Below are 13665 nucleotides of genomic sequence, written 5' to 3' on the forward strand. Positions count from 1 at the left end.
TAATTCATTTGCCGGGCGGCTTAATGGGCAGCACCGGTCCTGTTTTGGCCCGCACGGGCAGGAGCCGATGGCCCGCCGCAGAAAACATCGCACCCGCCACCACGACAAACGCGCCCAGATAACCGACAATATTCAGCGCCGGAGCAGCGAAATAATCCGGCCAGGCCAGTGACAGCAAATCCGAAAAAAGTAAGGTGAACAGGGGCGTCAGCGTGACGATAGCGCTGACCTGCGCCGCCTGCCAGCGCGCCATGGCTTCCGCCAGCGCGCCGTAACCAACCAATGTATTGGCACCGCAAAATACCAGGCAGGCAACCTGCCACAAGCTTAGGTGCATCACCGCCGCGGGCTTGGCCACGACGGATAAGGCTATTGTACACAAAACATACAGTAAAAACAGGATCTGTTGCGAGGCCAGCCGGCGCAGCAGAACCTTTTGCGCCACGCCGTAACAGACCCAGACCGTCGCCGCGCAAACCCCCAGGATCACCCCCAGGGTGTAGTCGGTCAGCCGGGTAAAGATCTCCAGCAGGCTGGTATTAAAAAACATCACCAGGCCGCTTATCAGCATCAACGCCCCGATAATCTGGGTGCCGCGCATGCGTTCCTTAAGGATCAGCACGCTGGCGAACATCATGCCCACCGGCGAAAGCTGGCCGATGACCTGCGACGCGGTCGGGCTAAGGTATTGCAGCGACGAACTGAAGAAAATAAAGTTGCCCAGCAAGCCCGCGGTGGCGATAACCAGCATCATCAGCCAGCGCCAGCGCAAAAACAGCGTTAATGACGGCAGTTGGCGACGCGGCGCCAGGATGACGGCCAGACCGATACCCGCCATGATGAAACGGTACCAGACCACGGTATACGGCTCCATGTCGGTGAGCACCTGTTTCATGGCGATGGGCAACGCCCCCCAGCACATTGCGGTGGTGAGCGCCAGCATGATGCCCACCCCTGCCTGCTGTCCCGCCTGCTGATTTGTCTTCATGAGTGTTTAACGCGAAACGTGGCCGGAAAGAAAAGTAAAAAGCCCCGCAAGAATTGCGGGGCTTTGCTCTGTTATCGGGACGTGTTGCCTGGGCCGGGCTATCGGAGCCGCGGCCAGCAAAAAACGGAAAATTTATTCAGCTGCTACGATGCTGACAAACTTGCGGTTTTTCGGTCCTTTAACTTCGAACTGGATTTTACCAGTAGCCAAAGCAAACAGAGTGTGGTCTTTACCGCAACCAACGTTGGTGCCGGGGTGGAATTTAGTTCCACGCTGGCGAACGATGATGCTGCCTGCTAAAACAGCTTCGCCGCCGAAGCGTTTGACGCCCAGGCGTTTACTTTCTGAGTCGCGACCGTTACGAGTCGAGCCGCCAGCCTTTTTGTGTGCCATGAGTGTGCTCCCCTGTTAGGCGCCGATACCGGTAATTTTCACGTCAGTGAACCACTGACGATGGCCTTGTTGCTTACGATAGTGCTTACGGCGACGAAATTTAACAATCGTCACTTTATCGCCACGACCATGGGCAACTACTTCAGCTTGAATCTTTCCGCCATTGACGAAAGGAACGCCGATCTGAATGTCATCACCGTTGGCAATCATCATCACCTGGTCGAATTCAACGGTTTCACCCGTTGCGATGTCCAGCTTTTCAAGGCGAACAGTCTGACCTTCGCTGACCCGGTGTTGTTTACCACCACTTTGGAAAACCGCGTACATAAAAAACTCCGCTTTCCGCGCACTCAACTTAGATTCGTCCACAGTGCGCTATAAATATTCACAATAGGGCGCGAATTCTACGCAAAAAAGCGCCCTATGACAAGTGCAGAATACATACAGGAGACGAAAAAAGCGCAGTTTCTTCACCGGCATTTATCTCTGGCATTTTTCAAGTACAATCAGTAACACAGTTTCTACCATCTGGCCCCATGAGCAGCGTTACTATCTAACGGTTAAAATAAAGCCTAAAGACAATAATGAACCTTGATCAAATTACAGAACTTACCGCACATGATATGGCGGACGTCAACGCGATTATCCTCGAGCAGTTGAACTCCGAAGTCGCGCTTATCAATCAGCTTGGCCACTACATCATCAGCGGCGGGGGCAAGCGCATCCGCCCGATGATAGCCGTGCTGGCGGCCAGGGCCTTGCATTACGACGGCAAAAAGCATGTGACCGTGGCGGCGCTGATTGAATTTATCCATACCGCCACCTTATTGCATGACGACGTGGTTGACGAATCCGATATGCGCCGGGGCAAGGCCACGGCCAACGCGGCGTTCGGCAATGCCGCCAGCGTCCTGGTGGGGGATTTTATCTACACGCGCGCCTTCCAGATGATGACCGGCCTGGAATCGCTGCGGGTCCTGGCGCTGATGTCGGAGGCGGTTAACGTCATTGCCGAAGGCGAAGTATTACAGTTAATGAACTGCAACGATCCCGATATTAGCATCGAGAGCTACATGCGGGTGATTTACAGCAAGACGGCCCGCCTGTTCGAGGCGGCGGCGCAATCTTCCGCCATTTTGGCCGGCGCCACCCCCGAGCAGGAAAACGCCCTGCGGGATTACGGCCGTTACCTGGGCACCGCCTTCCAGCTAATCGATGATCTGCTGGATTACGGCGCCGACGGCAAGACCCTGGGCAAAAACACCGGCGACGACCTGAATGAAGGCAAGCCCACCCTGCCGCTGCTGCATGCCATGCGCCACGGGGACGCGCGGCAGGCGGCGATGATCCGCGAGGCCATTATCCAGGGCAACGGCCGCCACCTGCTCGACGCGGTGCTGGAAACCATGCATCAGTGCGGTTCCCTCGAGTACACCCGGCAGCGTGCGGAAGCGGAAGCGGATAACGCCATCACCTGCCTCGCCTGCCTGGAGCCGACCCCTTTTCGCCAGGCGCTGGAAAGCCTGGCGCACCTGGCGGTGCAACGGCAATTTTAGGAAACCGGCGGCCGATAGCGGGAAACCCGCCGGCAAATCCGTTCCCGGTGATTATCAGCGCTTGGGCGTCATGCCCAGGCGCGTCAGAAACCCCGTAATCCCCTCGCGCAACACCAGGCTGATGACCTCATCCCGTTCCTCCGGTTGAAATTGCTGATATATAGCCATCCAGGCCCCGAGAGGGTCTTTTTCCGGCGCCTTGCGCGCGGGATTGATCAGGTATTCGGCAACGGGCGTTTCCTGCATTTGCCGGCTGGTGAGCTCTTGTTGCACTTCGGCTGGTAAACTCTCAATGGCGAATTCCAGGCCTTTTCCCTGCACGCCCACGACCGGACGGCGGATCCAGTTTTCCCGCCGTGCCCGCGCGGTAATGCCTTGCCGGGTACCCGGAAGCTTGGCTACACCAATGAGTTCACAGGTCTTAAACCAGGCTTTTTTCATATCTTTTGCATTCCAAAAAGGGACGTCCATAGCAAAATTTGACATCATTGAGAAAATGGTGGAAAAACTTTAGGAAAAAATGTGCTATAAATTTTCCGGTGGCATAGTGAAATCAACTACGGGTTACTTACTTATGCTAATTAGTGCATTTACCTACCCTCAGTGAGCAGCAAGGGATTGAATATGTGTGAAAGGATAAAAGATTGGCACTCCGCCGATATCATTGCAGCGTTACGTAAACGCGGCACCACGCTTGCGGCCGTCTCTCGGGATGCAGGCTTGAGTTCGTCAACCCTGGCGAACGCCATGACCCGCCCATGGCCGAAAGGCGAATGGCTTATAGGGAATGCCTTGGGCATACACCCACTGGAAATCTGGCCCAGCCGTTACATTGATCCAAAGACGAATCAGTTGGTTGACAGAAAAAGCCTGATACGCTCCCGCTGACAGTAAACCAGGCCGGAATACGCCCCCGGGCGCGCCGGTCTTACCCTCCTACTCCCGATCGAGTCCCGCCAGGGATTCATCGGGATAATCCAGGCGTTTTAACAGGTTTAAAACGCCCTCCCTTAAAATAAACGACACCACGAAGTCGCGTTCCGCGCAGGAGAGCTGTCGGTGAATTTCCAGCCAGGTGGAAGAAGGTTCCTGCTGCGAGACCTTATATTCAGCAGTACCGGAACGGAGCGACAGCGTTTTTTTTACCGTGTCGGGCAGGCTTTGCCATGCATATTCCACAGCCTTGCCGCGTGCCCCTTCGCGTCGCCTTTTATGCCAGCCTTCTTCGCGCGCCCGCCGGTTCAGCCCTTGGCGCGTTTTAGGCAACCCACCGACGCCTATCAGTTCATGCGTGGCTATCCATTCCTTTTTTAGTGCCATCGTTTCCCTCCTTGTCTGGTAATAACTCTCGTTATCTCCATTCCGCAATACCTGTAAAACCCTTTTAACGCAGCGGTCTTACCCAGGCACGGTTCCGTTATAGGTTCGCTTTTGCAGTTTAGCCATTACGGCTTGCCGTTACGTCAATTACAACACAAAAAAAGCAGTAAGCGCTACAACGGATGTAAAAATGAGATCGTGGTTGGTTTTTATCCCATAAACTGAAAATAAACACTATTTATCAATAGAATAATTAAGTAAGGCAATTAACCTAGCGGCAGGTAAAACGCGTTTTTAATTGCAGAAATCGCCGATAAGACATGCTGGTAAATGATGAAAAACATGTCCACATAAGCTGGGGTAAAATACGTTTAACCTGATGAGGAAGGGACCAAATGAAGGGGAAAGGGTCGGAGGCCGGCAGATGACCGGCGCGTCCCACCGCCGGCACGTGCGATGGCGATCGCTAACAGCCGCGGCCCAGGGTTCCGGGTCGCGGCGTACAGGCTACTGATTGATGAATTTTTCGCCCAGTTCGATATCTTTCTTCAGCACATCCTTCATCTGTTCCAGCGCCTGCTGTTCGAACGCGCTCAAGGTACCGATGGATTGACGTTCTTCCAGCCCTTGTCTGCCCAACAACAGCGGTTGGGCAAAGAAACGGGTAAATTCGCCGTCCCCTTCAACGTACGCGCATTCCACCACGCCGGCTTCACCCTGCATGGCGCGCGCCAACGACAAGCCGAACCGCGCCGCCGCCTGGCCCATTGATAACGTGGCCGAACCGCCGCCGGCTTTCGCTTCCACGACCTCGGTGCCGGCATTCTGGATACGGCGGGTGAGATCGGCGATTTCCTGCTCGCTGAAGCTCACGCCTTTCACCTGTGACAATAAAGGCAGGATAGTGACGCCGGAATGGCCGCCAATCACACGCACTTCCACGTCCTCGGGCCGCAAGCCTTTCAGCTCGGCGACAAAAGTATTGGAACGGATGATATCCAGGGTAGTGACGCCGAAAAGCTTGCGTTTGTCATACACCCCGGCTTTCTTCAGCGCTTCAGCGGCAATCGCCACGGTGGTATTGACGGGATTGGTGATAATGCCGATTAACGCCGTGGGACAGGCTTTCGCCACCTGGTTGATCAGGTTGCGTACAATGCCCGCATTGACGTTAAACAGATCGGCGCGATCCATGCCGGGCTTACGCGCCACGCCGGCGGAAATAAGAACGATGTCCGCCCCTGCCAAGGCGGGGGTTGCGTCCTCGCCGCTAAAGCCCTTAATCTTGACCGCGGTGGGAATATGGCTGAGATCGACCGCCACGCCGGGCGTTACGGGGGCGATGTCATAAAGAGAGAGTTCTGAACCTGGAGGGAGCTGGGTTTTGAGCAACAGGGCAAGGGCCTGGCCTATGCCACCCGCTGCGCCGAGAACTGCGACTTTCATTCTAATCTCCTTATTATTATAGGAAAAATTAAATGCCGTCAAATCATCTGGTTATGATCATAGAGACATAAACGGGTAAAAACAAATCAGCGATCGCAAATTTGAGAATTGACGCATTAACTTCCCTTTTTTATCCCTATTAGCCGCCCGAATTCCCATGCCGGATGACCTCACCGGATAATGCCTGTCGCCGCCGTTCAATACCCGTGGTTAGCGTCCACACTACACCGACAGCAATGGTTAAAACAACATCAAATTAATAACATTCTCTTTACTTTTAACGGCCATGAAATATGGGAGCCCGGTCATGGTCGGTTTGAATAGATATTGCTAAGCTGATTGTTTTGCCGACTTAATTTGGCCATCCTGGCGGTGGCTGCGCATTGTTATTGCATAAAAATGCAAATTTATGCATAATTCGTCGGACAATACTGGCTACTGGTTTGGGAAAATATGCGCAACCACTTTAAACAAGAAGAACTGGTGAAAGCTTTTAAGGCCTTGCTTAAGGAAGAGAAATTCAGCTCCCAAGGTGAAATCGTTTTTGCATTGCAAGAACAGGGATTTGAAAATATTAACCAGTCCAAGGTATCAAGGATGCTGACTAAATTCGGCGCGGTAAGGACCCGCAACGCGAAGATGGAAATGGTCTATTGCCTGCCGGCGGAACTGGGCGTGCCCACCACCAGCAGTCCGCTGAAAAACCTGGTGCTGGATGTCGATCACAACGACGCGGTTATCGTTATCCATACCAGTCCCGGCGCCGCCCAGCTTATCGCGCGGCTGCTGGATTCCCTGGGTAAATCCGAAGGCATCCTGGGCACCATAGCCGGGGACGATACGATCTTTACCACCCCCGCCAAGGGTTTTAGCGTAAAGCAGCTTTACGAAGCCATCCTTATTCTGTTTGAACAGGAACTCTAAGCCGACGATCGGGCGCTTTATAACGCCAGCGCCTAACATTCGTGCTTTTCATCTCTTTTATGCCGCTGCAAAAGCGTCATCACGCCACAAATGATGCTGCCTTTGTGGTCCTAAGCCCCGCTAATATTCTCTCTATGGTTTCACCGCGGCGGTTTCCACCGCCGGTGGCCGGCCAGACAGCACGTTTGGCTAAAACTCGCTATCTGATTGAAATTACAATTATTTAACATGAATTGTATATTATTCAACCACTTTTAATAGCTTTTTCTTATATCATGCGAAAGTACAGAAATAAAGTTTCATAATAAATTATGAGCAAACTACTAATACCTGCCGTTACTAGTGTATACTTTGTTTCGTGATGAACATCACGTTTTACATCCTGTTGTCAGCAATAAAGAACAGCATGAAGAACGTCAGTCAAAAGAATAGTAGAGGTATAAAACATGAAAATTAAAACCGCAGTATCACTGATGACCGTAATGTCAGCCTTATCTTTCGGCGCCTTCGCCGCAGAATCAATCTCGCAGGATCAGGCCAGCGGCTTGCATTCGTTCGGCACCGTAAGCGTAGGCGGGATCGCGGGTGCGCCTTCCGACATCCATCAGGCGCTGAATCAAGCTGCTGAAGCCAAAGGCGCAACGGCATACCACATCACGGAAGCCCGTGAAAATGATACCTGGCACGCCACGGCCGAGTTGTATAAATAAGCACATGGATGGAGGGCACCGGCAGCGACTTGCCGCCGCGCCCTGGGCTGAATTGCTGAAAGCCGGCGGGTTCGTCAAGGCTTGAAACAATAATCAATAACGCAGTGCAGAAAGAGTTTACTCCAGAAGTCAAAGCGGTTATGCCGTCGTCGCCCTCAGTTATTCCTGTGTCCAGTAATAACCCAAGACGCGGACAGCCGATTCCCTCTCGTCGTCCTATCCGGCGAACCTTTTCCCCCGCTTGCGGGGGTTTTTTTGGCTTGCGCACGGCGCCTACACCGCCAGGCCGGCTTTCAGGTTTAACTGCGCCAGCAGTTTTTCATGAATGCCGCCGAAGCCGCCGTTGCTCATCACCAGAATGTAATCGCCCGGTTGCGACGTCTTGACAATCATTTCCACCAGCGTATCGACATCGGCGCTCCAATGCGCCGGCTGTACGCACGCCTCCGCCACCTCGCTCACCTGCCAGGGAATATGCTGGGGCTGGAATAAAAATACCTCGTCGGCGCGGCCCAGCGAAGGCGCCAGCTCATTTTTATTCAAGCCCATTTTCATGGTGTTGGAGCGCGGTTCCAGCACCGCCAGAATACGCGCGGTACCGCCAACTTTACTGCGCAACGCGGCTAGGGTCGCCAGGATTGCAGTGGGATGGTGAGCGAAATCATCATAGAGTTTCACGCCGTTGGCAGTCCCTTTAAGCTCAAGACGACGGCGGGCATTGATAAAGGATCCCAACGCCCGGCAGGCATCGGCCGGCTGCACCCCCACGTGACGGGCGGCGGCAATCGCCATCAGGCCATTATGCATATTGTGCTCGCCCACCAGATCCCACTGCACGTCGCCCATCAGCTCGCCTTGCAGGAAGACCTGGAACCGGCTGGCGTCCGCCGCGCTTTTTTTCGCCCGCCAGCTGCCTTCCTCACCGACATATTCCTGCTCGCTCCAGCAGCCCATCGCCATCACCTGCTTCAGATGCGGGTCGTTATCGGGCAGGATGATTTTCCCTTTGCCGGGCACCAGCCTGACCAGATGGTGGAACTGTTTTTGGATGGCTTTCAGATCGTCAAAAATATCCGCATGATCGAACTCAAGGTTATTAAGAATCAGGGTGCGCGGGCAATAATGGACAAATTTGGAACGCTTATCAAAAAACGCACAATCGTATTCATCCGCTTCCACCACAAAAAACGCGCCGTCTCCTAAACGTGCGGAAACGGTAAAATTCCCCGGCACGCCGCCTATCACGAACCCCGGCTGATAGCCGCACTCCTCCAGGATCCAGGTTACCATGCCGGCGGTGGTGGTTTTGCCATGGGTGCCGGCCACCGCTATCACCCAACGCTGCTGCAGCACGCGATCGTGCAGCCACTGCGGGCCGGACATGTAAGGAATACCCCGCTCCAGTACCGCTTCCACACAGGGATTGCCGCGGCTCATCGCATTACCGATAATGACCAGTTCCGGCTCGGGCGTCAGCTGCGCCGGATCGTAACCCTTGATCAGCACAATGCCCTGATCCTGCAGCAGCGTGCTCATCGGGGGATAGACGTTATCATCGGACCCGGTCACTTCATGCCCCAACGCGCGCGCCAGCATCGCCAGCCCACCCATAAATGTGCCGCAGATCCCGAGAATGTGTATGCGCATAATTTTTCCATTTTTTAACACGAACTGCGGCTCATTCTACCGCTGCGGCCGACTGATATAAACGGATTTGATGATGTACTCGCATTCGTTTAAGCTAAACTGCATTACATACGTAAGCGGCAAATCGATGAGTGTTAGCTCTGTCAGGTTAACCGGACTGTTACTCGGTCAGTGAAATCGGTCAGTGAAATTGGTCAGTGAAAATCGATTGTACCGCTTTTCATCCTTAGCAACATGGTCATTCTTTGGATCCAGGGAAAGTGATATGAAAACGTTAGGCGAATTTATCGTAGAGAAACAGCACGAATTTCCACATGCCACCGGTGAACTTACCGCGTTACTCTCCGCGATAAAATTAGGGGCGAAGATCATTCACCGCGATATTAATACAGCGGGTTTGGTGGATATCCTCGGCACCAGCGGCGTATCCAATATCCAGGGCGAAGTGCAGATGAAACTCGACCTGTTTGCCAATGAAAAATTAAAAGCGGCGCTGAAGGCGCGCGGACAGGTAGCGGGCATTGCTTCCGAAGAAGAAGACGAAATCGTTATTTTTGACGGCGAGCGCTCCACCAGCGGCAAATATGTCGTGCTGATGGACCCGCTGGACGGCTCATCCAATATCGATGTCAACGTCTCGGTAGGCACGATATTTTCCATCTACCGCCGGGTCACGCCGGTGGGCACGCCGGTGACGCTCGAGGATTTCCTCCAGCCCGGCAGCAAGCAGGTCGCAGCGGGTTACGTAGTATACGGCTCGTCCACCATGCTGGTTTATACCACCGGCTGCGGGGTCCACGCTTTTACCTACGATCCTTCCATCGGCGTATTTTGCCTCTCCCACGAAAGCGTACGCTTCCCGGCCACCGGCAATATGTATTCCATTAACGAAGGCAACTACATCAAGTTCCCCAACGGCGTTAAAAAATACATCAAATACTGCCAGGAGATGGACGAGGCCACTCACCGCCCCTACACTTCCCGCTACATCGGCTCGCTGGTATCCGACTTCCACCGCAATTTGCTCAAGGGCGGCATCTACCTTTATCCCAGCACCGCCACGCATCCGCAGGGCAAACTGCGCCTGCTGTATGAATGCAACCCGGTCGCGTTCCTGGCCGAACAGGCCGGCGGCAAGGCCAGCGACGGCAAAAACCGCATCCTGGATATCGTGCCGCAACAGCTCCACCAGCGTTCGCCGTTCTTTGTCGGCACCGAATCCATGGTCAACGACGCTGAGCGCTTTATGCGCGATTTCCCCGACGAATAATAACCACGCCTCGCGGCACGGCAGGTCCGCTAACGCTGAACTCAACGCAGACGTGTTAAAGGGAGAGCGTGCCGATGGGGTCGAATCGGGCGTGGTGTTCCCGCCCGACCGAGGCCCCATGGCGCGGTAGGCCCGCCAACGCTCATCTCAAAGCAGACGTGTTCAAGGGAGACCGTGCCGATGGGGTCGAATCGGGCGTGGTGTTCCCGCCCGACCGAGGCCCCATGGCGCGGTAGGCCCGCCAACACTCATCTCAAAGCAGACGTGTTCAAGGGAGTCCGTGCCAATGGGGTCGAATCGGGCGTGGTGTTCCCTCCCGACCGAGCGCCCCATGGTGCGCTAGGCCCGCCAACGCCGAACTTAAAGCAGACGTGTTCAAGGGAGAGCGTGCCAATGGGGTCGAATCGGGCGTGCTTTTCCCGCCCGACCGAGCGCCCCATGGCGCGCTAGGCCCGCCAACACTCATCTCAAAGCAGACGTGTTCAAGGGAGAGCGCGCCCATTAGGGCTGCTACGTATACAGCACGCCGTAACAGAGATAGACGAACCTTTTCGCCTGCATTTGCCTGCATTTAAATGGAAAGCGGCCAGCTTTGGCTGGGATTTCGCTGGCGCTTGCGGGGGGCTTATGTTGCCGCAGTGCGGGTTTCGCTTGCCGTGCGTTCGGTGGTTATATGGCGTGCCCGGTGCCGGCAAGCGACAAAGAGGCCGTACCGCGACGGCCTCCTTGACCTCCGCGCGCCCGGCAGGTCGCGCGTCGCTGCGCGATGCCTTCCGCCGCCCATGCCCCCGTTATGCACCGGCCCGGTTAGCGCTCCCGGCGCTACCGGGCCTTTCGCCGCTCCCGGCGGCTCATGCCGGGGGCACAGGCGCCGTCAGCGCGCTTTATGCCGGTCCACATGTCGCTGTTCGTACTGCATGTTATGAAGCGATAGCGGCGCTGTTGCTTAGGATAAGGTCAGGCGTCGGCATAGGATTAACTAATATGGGATGCAACGAGTAGGGAATACAGTTGGCGCAGCGAAAAACCGGTTATTCAGACATGCCCTTACCCGTTATCGTTATGCAGTCGAACAGTAAAACATTCATCATTCAGCGTTAAGTTTTAGCAGTAAAAAATACGCTTTCAGCCATCAGCCACTAAAAAAATGAATACTGGTAGTTTTCCCGGTAAGCGCATACCGCTAAGAACCCCAAAACGCCGATTTGCTCACAGGCGATGGTGTTGACGTGATGCCGGCATAGAGTGCGCCGGCGGCGCGCATCGCGGCTGGATGAGCCGCCGGGAGCGGCGAAAGCCCGGATTGCGCTGGGAGCGCATATCGGGCGGTCCAAAAAGCCGGGATGCAGCGCTGCCGGGAACCGCGCAGCGGCGCACGATCTGCCGGCCGCGCGGAGGTCAAGGAGGCCGTCGCGGTACGGCCTCTTTGTCGCTTGCCAGCACCCGGCACTGCATATAACCACCGAACGCACGGCAAGCGAAACCTGCACCGCGGCATCATAAACCTTACCGCAACGACATAACCCTCGCCGCAAGCTACACCCCCCCGCCGTGGCGACATCCATATTCACGGGTGCCCAATATGATGGCCGGACCATATCTGCCCGCCAACGCCGAACTCAACACAGATATGTCCAAGGGAGCACGCGCCAACGCCAGATCAGCGGTACTACACCTTCAGGCCGCCGCCTCCACGTCACTCACTTCTTCCGCCACTGCCGCCACCTCCTCAAGCTGAAACACCGCCATACTCTTCGCCAACTGCTGCGACTGCGCCTGCAGCGAACGCGTCGCCGCGCTTGATTCCTCCACCAACGAGGCGTTCTGCTGCGCCACCGCGTCCATCTGCGACACCGCCAGGCTAATCTGTTCAATGCCGCGGCTCTGCTCATCGGTGGCATTGGAAATCTCACGCATCAGCTTGGTCACCCGCATCACTTCCTCGGAAATTTCATCCATGGTCTCGCCGGCGGTATGGGCCATCTCCGACCCCTCGTTAACCCGCCCCTGCGACTCTTGGATCAACCCCTTGATCTCCTTCGCCGCCTCCGCGCTGCGATGGGCCAGGTTACGCACCTCCCCGGCCACCACCGCAAATCCCCTGCCCTGCTCGCCGGCGCGCGCCGCTTCCACCGCCGCGTTCAGCGCCAGGATATTGGTCTGGAACGCAATACCGTCAATCACGCCCAGGATATCGGCGATACGACGCGAACTCGCGGTAATCGCCTGCATCTTTTCAATCACGTAACAGACCACCTCGCTCCCCTTGTCGGCGGTATCGGACACCGCCCTGGCCAGCTCATGGGCCTGACGGGCATGCTCGGCATTCAGTTTCACCGTCTGGGTCAGCTGCTCCATACTCGCCGCCGTCTGTTCAAGCGCCGCGGCGGAGGCTTCTGTCCGCTGGGAAAGATGGGTATTGCCCTGGGCCAATTCCCGCGTGCCGGTATCGATTTGGCCGCCCGCCACACGCACCTCGCTCACGGTGCCGGCCAGCGCATCCTGCATCAACGACAGCGCATTGTTCAGACGCGCCAGCTCGGTGGCTTTACTGGCGCTCACCGGATAATACAGCGAGCCGGCGGCAATATGTTCCAGATGGACAATGGCGCCATCCAGCGGACGCAGGATAAATCTGCGCACCGCCAGCCAGGCTATCACCGACAACACCAGGGCCAGCACACAGGCGACAATCGTCAGCATCAACTGGATACGGGCGGCATCGGCGGCGTCACGCTGGATCTGCTGCCCGGTCTGCAGCGCATAGTGCTGAAAAGTGTCCAGCGCCTTATCCATCTCCAGGCTGAGCGGAGTAAGCTGCGTCTCCAGCACCTGATAATACCCGTCCGGATTCGCATTATTCAGGGCGACCATGACGGGCTTAACGCCCTGTTCATTATAACGCTGATACACCAGGTTCAGCTGCTGGGCGCGCCTGGCGCCCTCGGCGGTCACCGAACCGGTCGCCAGAAACGCCGCCATATCTTGGTCGGCCAGCTTGGCCAACGCCTTGACATTGGCCGTCGATGCCTGGGCTTCGTTGATAAGGCCGGTCTCATACTGCCTTACCGCCAGTGACGCCTCTGTGCGCGCCCTGAGCGAAGCGTTATAGCTGCGGGATAACAGGCCCAGTTCCTCGCCCTGAACCTGGTTAATGGCTTGCAGGGAACGTGAACTTTGCTGAATGGTACGAATGCCGATACCACCGACAATAAATAAAATAATGGTCATCACGATCAGCCAGGTCAGTAATCCAACCTTGACGCTCATGGTTTTCAACATAGCTCCGCCCCTGCATTTTCAGATGTTGATGAATACAAATCACCCGGCAGAGGCTGTACACTCCGCCCTGCATCGGTTATCGGTGGCACCGGCGAAGACTTTATCGATTCAGCGGGGATCAATCCGTTA

The 13665-nt window shown here is 55.6% G+C and carries 13 protein-coding genes; 5 read left to right on the forward strand and 8 right to left on the reverse strand.

What is annotated here, in order from left to right; all coding sequences use genetic code 11:
* Positions 1 to 4: 4 nt before the first annotated feature.
* The 3 genes from ABUK12_RS12380 to rplU all read right to left on the reverse strand — a co-directional run bounded on the left by ABUK12_RS12380 (position 5) and on the right by rplU (position 1708).
* Complete coding sequence (locus tag ABUK12_RS12380) at positions 5 to 988, reverse strand: DMT family transporter (protein WP_410016522.1); 984 nt, start codon at positions 986 to 988, stop codon at positions 5 to 7.
* A gap of 132 nt (positions 989 to 1120) precedes the next feature.
* Entirely contained in the window at positions 1121 to 1381 is a 261-nt protein-coding gene (gene rpmA, locus ABUK12_RS12385; protein ID WP_162364084.1) for a 50S ribosomal protein L27, read from the reverse strand.
* Positions 1382 to 1396: 15 nt separating this feature from the next.
* A complete protein-coding gene (gene rplU, locus ABUK12_RS12390; protein ID WP_162364085.1) occupies positions 1397 to 1708 on the reverse strand; it encodes a 50S ribosomal protein L21 in 312 nt (103 codons plus the stop codon).
* A gap of 257 nt (positions 1709 to 1965) precedes the next feature.
* On the opposite strand from rplU, the gene ispB reads away from it, so the two are divergent.
* Positions 1966 to 2937 (forward strand): octaprenyl diphosphate synthase, encoded by a 972-nt coding sequence (ispB, locus tag ABUK12_RS12395; RefSeq protein WP_410016523.1) that lies wholly within the window; start codon positions 1966 to 1968, stop codon positions 2935 to 2937.
* Positions 2938 to 2991: 54 nt separating this feature from the next.
* Here ispB and ABUK12_RS12400 read toward each other — a convergent pair whose 3' ends face one another.
* A complete protein-coding gene (locus tag ABUK12_RS12400; RefSeq protein ID WP_410016524.1) occupies positions 2992 to 3378 on the reverse strand; it encodes a DNA-binding protein in 387 nt (128 codons plus the stop codon).
* A gap of 183 nt (positions 3379 to 3561) precedes the next feature.
* Here ABUK12_RS12400 and ABUK12_RS12405 point away from each other — a divergent pair, with 183 nt between their 5' ends.
* Positions 3562 to 3825: a helix-turn-helix domain-containing protein gene (locus tag ABUK12_RS12405; RefSeq protein ID WP_410016525.1), complete on the forward strand. Its 264-nt coding sequence runs from the start codon at positions 3562 to 3564 to the stop codon at positions 3823 to 3825.
* 48 nt (positions 3826 to 3873) lie between these two features.
* On the opposite strand, the gene ABUK12_RS12410 is transcribed toward ABUK12_RS12405, so the two are convergent.
* Positions 3874 to 4257 carry a DNA-binding protein gene (locus ABUK12_RS12410; RefSeq protein WP_410016526.1) on the reverse strand — a complete coding sequence of 128 codons (384 nt, stop codon included), beginning with the start codon at positions 4255 to 4257 and terminating at the stop codon, positions 3874 to 3876.
* Between the two features lie 507 nt (positions 4258 to 4764).
* Positions 4765 to 5703: a malate dehydrogenase gene (mdh, locus tag ABUK12_RS12415; RefSeq protein WP_410016527.1), complete on the reverse strand. Its 939-nt coding sequence runs from the start codon at positions 5701 to 5703 to the stop codon at positions 4765 to 4767.
* A 453-nt stretch (positions 5704 to 6156) separates the two neighbouring features.
* On the opposite strand from mdh, the gene argR reads away from it, so the two are divergent.
* Positions 6157 to 6627 carry a transcriptional regulator ArgR gene (gene argR, locus ABUK12_RS12420; protein ID WP_410016528.1) on the forward strand — a complete coding sequence of 157 codons (471 nt, stop codon included), beginning with the start codon at positions 6157 to 6159 and terminating at the stop codon, positions 6625 to 6627.
* A 446-nt stretch (positions 6628 to 7073) separates the two neighbouring features.
* Positions 7074 to 7337 (forward strand): peroxide/acid stress response protein YhcN, encoded by a 264-nt coding sequence (gene yhcN, locus ABUK12_RS12425; RefSeq protein ID WP_410016529.1) that lies wholly within the window; start codon positions 7074 to 7076, stop codon positions 7335 to 7337.
* 273 nt (positions 7338 to 7610) lie between these two features.
* Here yhcN and mpl read toward each other — a convergent pair whose 3' ends face one another.
* Complete coding sequence (mpl, locus tag ABUK12_RS12430; protein ID WP_410016530.1) at positions 7611 to 8984, reverse strand: UDP-N-acetylmuramate:L-alanyl-gamma-D-glutamyl-meso-diaminopimelate ligase; 1374 nt, start codon at positions 8982 to 8984, stop codon at positions 7611 to 7613.
* A 265-nt stretch (positions 8985 to 9249) separates the two neighbouring features.
* On the opposite strand from mpl, the gene fbp reads away from it, so the two are divergent.
* A complete protein-coding gene (gene fbp, locus ABUK12_RS12435) occupies positions 9250 to 10254 on the forward strand; it encodes a class 1 fructose-bisphosphatase (RefSeq protein ID WP_410016531.1) in 1005 nt (334 codons plus the stop codon).
* A 1677-nt stretch (positions 10255 to 11931) separates the two neighbouring features.
* On the opposite strand, the gene ABUK12_RS12440 is transcribed toward fbp, so the two are convergent.
* Positions 11932 to 13536 (reverse strand): methyl-accepting chemotaxis protein, encoded by a 1605-nt coding sequence (locus ABUK12_RS12440; RefSeq protein ID WP_410016532.1) that lies wholly within the window; start codon positions 13534 to 13536, stop codon positions 11932 to 11934.
* Positions 13537 to 13665: the final 129 nt, after the last annotated feature.

Origin of the sequence: Sodalis sp. C49, from assembly GCF_046352915.1 — a bacterium.
Classification (GTDB): Bacteria; Pseudomonadota; Gammaproteobacteria; order Enterobacterales; family Enterobacteriaceae; genus Acerihabitans.

Excerpts from the sequence above, each read along its gene's own strand:
- ABUK12_RS12380 (WP_410016522.1), bottom strand. The coding sequence starts at position 988 with ATGAAGACAAATCAGCAGGCGGGACAGCAGGCAGGGGTGGGCATCATG.
- rpmA (WP_162364084.1), bottom strand. The coding sequence starts at position 1,381 with ATGGCACACAAAAAGGCTGGCGGCTCGACTCGTAACGGTCGCGACTCA.
- rplU (WP_162364085.1), bottom strand. The coding sequence starts at position 1,708 with ATGTACGCGGTTTTCCAAAGTGGTGGTAAACAACACCGGGTCAGCGAA.
- ispB (WP_410016523.1), top strand. The coding sequence starts at position 1,966 with ATGAACCTTGATCAAATTACAGAACTTACCGCACATGATATGGCGGAC.
- ABUK12_RS12400 (WP_410016524.1), bottom strand. The coding sequence starts at position 3,378 with ATGAAAAAAGCCTGGTTTAAGACCTGTGAACTCATTGGTGTAGCCAAG.
- ABUK12_RS12405 (WP_410016525.1), top strand. The coding sequence starts at position 3,562 with ATGTGTGAAAGGATAAAAGATTGGCACTCCGCCGATATCATTGCAGCG.
- ABUK12_RS12410 (WP_410016526.1), bottom strand. The coding sequence starts at position 4,257 with ATGGCACTAAAAAAGGAATGGATAGCCACGCATGAACTGATAGGCGTC.
- mdh (WP_410016527.1), bottom strand. The coding sequence starts at position 5,703 with ATGAAAGTCGCAGTTCTCGGCGCAGCGGGTGGCATAGGCCAGGCCCTT.
- argR (WP_410016528.1), top strand. The coding sequence starts at position 6,157 with ATGCGCAACCACTTTAAACAAGAAGAACTGGTGAAAGCTTTTAAGGCC.
- yhcN (WP_410016529.1), top strand. The coding sequence starts at position 7,074 with ATGAAAATTAAAACCGCAGTATCACTGATGACCGTAATGTCAGCCTTA.
- mpl (WP_410016530.1), bottom strand. The coding sequence starts at position 8,984 with ATGCGCATACACATTCTCGGGATCTGCGGCACATTTATGGGTGGGCTG.
- fbp (WP_410016531.1), top strand. The coding sequence starts at position 9,250 with ATGAAAACGTTAGGCGAATTTATCGTAGAGAAACAGCACGAATTTCCA.
- ABUK12_RS12440 (WP_410016532.1), bottom strand. The coding sequence starts at position 13,536 with ATGTTGAAAACCATGAGCGTCAAGGTTGGATTACTGACCTGGCTGATC.